Below are 4,332 nucleotides of genomic sequence, written 5' to 3' on the forward strand. Positions count from 1 at the left end.
ACACTCTTACCAAACACGAACCTCTAAACATCAGCAGCCCTCGGAGACCAGCAGGAAGAACGTGTCCTCCTTCCACGGGCCCTCCGGAGTGGTCCTGATGGCCACCTCCTTGAGCTTCGCCCACGTCACCGATTCCTCGGTGCCGTCGGCCAGCTGCCGGCGGACGCCGTCGTCGTCGATGGTGATGCTGGTGGTCACGCACTCTCCTTCGGTGAGCTTGCCGCGTCCAGGCGGGTCAGTGCCGCGCGCACGACCGCGGGGTCGGTCGTCGTCCAGTAGCTCGGTAGGGACGACCGCAGGAAACCGCCGTAGCGGGCTGTCGCCAGGCGGGGGTCGAGGATCGCGATCACGCCGCGGTCCGTGGTGCTCCTGAGTAGACGGCCGGTGCCCTGTGCCAGCAGCAGCGCCGCGTGGGTGGCCGCCACGGACAGGAAACCGTTGCCCCCGCGAGCTTCCACGGCGCGTTGCCGGGCGGACGCCAGCGGGTCGTCCGGGCGGGGGAAGGGGATGCGGTCGACGACCACCAGCTGCAGCGACGGGCCCGGCACGTCCACGCCCTGCCACAGCGACAGCGTGCCGAACAGGCAGCTCGCCTCGTCCTCGGCGAACTTGCGCACCAGCAGGGCGGTCGAGTCCTCGCCCTGGCACAGGATCTCCAGGTCGGTCCGCTTGCGCAGCTCCTCGGTGGCCTGCTTGGCCGCACGCATCGACGAGAACAGGCCCAGGGTGCGCCCGCCCGCCGCCGCCATCAGCTCGCCGATCTCGTCCAGGTAGGACGGCGGCAGCCCGTCGCGGCCGGGAGGCGGCAGGTGCTTGGCCAGGTAGAGGATGCCGTGGCGGGCGTGGTCGAACGGCGAGCCGACGTCCAGCGCGGTCCAGCGCGGGCCCTCGACGGACTTCTCCGTCGCGGCGCCCTCGGTGGGCGAGCTGGCACCCTCCTGCTCCGCCGGCAGGCCCCACGACCTGGCCATCGAGTCGAAGTTGCCGCCCAGCGTCAGGGTGGCGGACGTCAGGATGGTCGTGTTCCGGGCGAACAGGCGGTCCCGCAGCAGGCCGGCCACGCCCAGCGGCGCCACGTACAGCGCCGGCGGCCGGTTGCCGTGCGGCTCGGTGCGCCACACGACGTCGCGGCGGTTCGCGGTGTCGGCGTCCCACGCGCCGAGCAGCCGCACCGTCGTGTCGTGCACCTCCTCCAGCTGGGACAGCGCCAGCTTGCGGGCGGTCTGCACGTCCACGTCGCCGGACTTCTCGGAGCCGAGACCAGTGACGCACGCGTGCGCGGCGTCCCGCAGGGCCGCCAACGAGCCCGCCAGCGGCCGGGGCATCTCGTCGAGGCGGCCCGAGGGCAGGTCCTCCATGATCATCCCCAGGCCGTCGCCCGCCTCCAGCAGGCGGTCCGCCAGCTCCTGGTCGACCACCCGGCCGGCCCGCCGCGCCGCCATCGTGACGGTGCCGGACGTCAGCTCGGCCGTCGCGACCGAGGTGACCCGGTCGACCAGGTCGTGGGCCTCGTCGACGATCACCAGGTCGTGCTCGGGCAGCACCTGGTAGCCCTGCAGCGCGTCGATGGCCAGCAGCGCGTGGTTGGTGACGATCAGGTCCGCGCGGCCGGCCTCCTCGCGTGCCTTCTCGGCGAAGCAGTCCGTGCCCATGGGGCAGCGGGCCTTGCCGAGGCACTCGCGCGCCGACACCGACACCTGCCGCCACGCCTGCTCGCTGACCCCGGGCACCAGCTCGTCGCGGTCACCCGTCTCGGTGTCCGACACCCACTCGCGCACCCGGGTGACCTCGCGGCCGATCCGCGAGATGGCGAACGGGTCGAACAGCGCCGCGTCCTCGGGCTCGTCCTCGAACCCGCTGTCGATCTTGTGGAGGCACAGGTAGTTGCGCCGGCCCTTGAGGATCGCGAACGTCGGCCTGCGGCCCAGCGGCTTGGCCAGCGCCTTCTCCAGCCGCGGCAGGTCGCGGTCGATGAGCTGCCGCTGCAACGCGATCGTCGCGGTGGACACCACGACCGTCGACTCCGTCTCGACCGCGTGGCGCAGCGCCGGGACCAGGTAGGCGAGCGACTTGCCGGTGCCCGTGCCGGCCTGCACGGCCAGGTGGTCACCGGTGCGGATGGCTCGCGCCACGGCCTCGGCCATGGCCACCTGACCAGGGCGCTCGGCGCCGCCGACCGCTCCGACCGCGGTCGCCAGCAGCTCGGTCACGCCAGGGAGGTCGGTGGTTGACGGCACAGGCAGACGGTACCTCCGACCACCGACCTGGCCCGGACGTACCCCGACCGGGTTGTCTTGATTGCACGACCGGGTGCCACTGGTTGGCACTCGTGGGCGAGCACGGGTCTGCTCGTTGTCATGACTCCGCGACGAACACTCACCGTGGCCTGCCTCGGCGCGCTCGGCCTGGCCCTGTCGACGGTCCCCGCGCGGGCGGCGCCGGGCGACGCGGTGGCCGCCGGCGACGCGGGCGCGGCCACGGTCGGGCAGACGGTGGTGACCGCGATCGCGGCGTGCACGACCGAGAGCACGCCGCAGGCCGAGGGCCCCGAGGTCGCCGTGCCCGGCGTGGTCTCCTACTCGAACGGCAGGAGCCAGTGCGCCATCGACGACGCCCGCGAGATCGCGACGGTGACGGTCACCGGCGGCCAGTTCCGCTTCGAGGCGCTCCGCGACTACGGCGGCCCGACCATCCGCCTGTCGGGCTACACCGCGAACTGCGAGACGACGCAGACCGGCAGCAAGTCCTCGTTCCGGTTCTCCGGGCTGTCCGGGGTCACCGTGCCGTCGGACATCCCGACGAACTACGTGGTCACCGTTCCCGGCGGCCCGGACGGCAAGCCGATGGCGACGGTCACGTTCAACGAGCAGCACGTGCCGGACCCGCCGGACGGCAGCATGCTCGAGCACCTGATGCACATCCGCATGTTCCCGGAGGGTGGCCCCGCCACGGGCGACGCCTACGTCGGCACGGTGCACTGCGCCCCGGTGAGCTGAGCTGAATGCCTCGTTCGGCGCACCAGGTGTGCCGAACGAGGCATTCCTAATGGTCAATGGCCAGCAGTGTCTCGGTGTTCCGGCGTGTTTTCGTCCAGCCGTTTCGTTTCCGGACCAGGCGGAACAACGCGCGCCATGACGTGACGTAGAACGTGTAGATGTAGAGCGCGTAGGCGAAGCCGTACCAAACACCGCGCAGCACGCCGACCGACGGTTCGCATTTCCTGCGGTAGATCGGGCCCCACACGAGGAACGGCAGCAGTCCGAAAGAGCCGTACACGGCGAACAGCAGCCACGCGCCGCCGGAGAACCAGGCCCACACCTGTCCCGGGTCGGCCGAGGCGCGGAATCCCAGCAGCAGGAAGGGAATCGGGTAGACGACTGTGCCGAGCAGCTGCATCCACGGCTGCGCGAGGTAGTACAGCATCTCCGCCGCGCCGAGCGTGGTCAGGTGCCGCGAGTCCCAGATCTGCCGCACGTAACGCGCGCACTGCATCGTGCCCTGGCCCCACCGGGTGCGTTGCGACAGGAACCGCCGCAGGCTGTACAGGCCCTCCTGCGCGACGTGCGTGTCCCGCGTGAACCCGGTGCGCCAACCCGACGTCAGCAGGTGCACGCCCAGCTCGAAGTCCTCGAGCAACGCGCCCCGCCACGGCCCGGCGTCGTCCGCGATCGACTCCAGCGCGGCCACCCGGGTGAACTGTCCGTTGCCGCCCATGGAGATCGTGCCCGTGACGCCGCGGGAGGTCTGGATCGCGGCGATCGCCGTGCGGAACTCCAGGTCCTGCATGCGCACGAGCCCGGCGCCGACGCGGCGGCCGAGCCAGCTGCCGTGGGCCGGCAGTGTCCCGCGGTTGCTCATCCACACGTCGATCTGCACCGCGCCGACGGTCTCGTCACCGAAGAGGTGTTCCGCCGCGCACGCCGAGAGGCAGTTCGGGGCCGGTCGCCCGTCCGCGTCCACGACGACCACGATCGTGCGCATGAGGTCGGCGTCCTCGGGCAGTGCGTCCAGCAGTTCGTCGTAGGCGGCGTTGAGCGCGTCCCCCTTGCCGGTGCGGGCTTCCGGCCGGAACCGGCGTACCAGGTGGACCCGCGTGTCGACGAAGGACGACACGATCTCGGCGGTGTCGTCGTCCGACGCGTCGTCGATGACCCAGACGTGCGCGTCCGGGAACGTGTCGAGCAGGTACTCGACCGTGTCCTCGACGACCGCCTCCTCGTCCCGGCACGGCACCAGGAAGTGCCAGTCGAACGCCGACGCGTCACCGGGTCGAGCCGCCCGGTGCCGCAGGTACGGGACGACGATCAGGCACACGTAGGTCAGGAACGCGAC

4 protein-coding genes are annotated in these 4,332 nt (G+C 71.5%); 1 reads left to right on the top strand and 3 read right to left on the bottom strand.

Features of this window, described 5'->3' with window-relative positions; translation table 11 throughout:
- Positions 1-30: 30 nt before the first annotated feature.
- Together ACJ73U_RS01910 and ACJ73U_RS01915 are read right to left on the bottom strand one after the other, a co-directional pair.
- Positions 31-198, bottom strand: a complete 168-nt coding sequence (locus ACJ73U_RS01910; RefSeq protein WP_407775734.1) for a hypothetical protein — start codon at positions 196-198, stop codon at positions 31-33.
- Entirely contained in the window at positions 195-2,237 is a 2,043-nt protein-coding gene (locus ACJ73U_RS01915) for an ATP-dependent DNA helicase (RefSeq protein WP_407775735.1), read from the bottom strand. The genes ACJ73U_RS01910 and ACJ73U_RS01915 overlap by 4 nt, the downstream gene beginning before the upstream one ends.
- 120 nt (positions 2,238-2,357) lie before the next feature.
- On the opposite strand from ACJ73U_RS01915, the gene ACJ73U_RS01920 reads away from it, so the two are divergent.
- Positions 2,358-2,996: a hypothetical protein gene (locus ACJ73U_RS01920; RefSeq protein WP_407775736.1), complete on the top strand. Its 639-nt coding sequence runs from the start codon at positions 2,358-2,360 to the stop codon at positions 2,994-2,996.
- A gap of 46 nt (positions 2,997-3,042) precedes the next feature.
- Here ACJ73U_RS01920 and ACJ73U_RS01925 read toward each other — a convergent pair.
- Positions 3,043-4,332 (bottom strand): glycosyltransferase family 2 protein (locus ACJ73U_RS01925; protein ID WP_407775737.1); only part of this gene is annotated, 1,290 nt, incomplete at its 5' end.

Source organism: Actinophytocola sp., from assembly GCF_045807065.1.
In the GTDB taxonomy this organism is placed as follows: Bacteria; Actinomycetota; Actinomycetes; order Mycobacteriales; family Pseudonocardiaceae; genus Actinophytocola.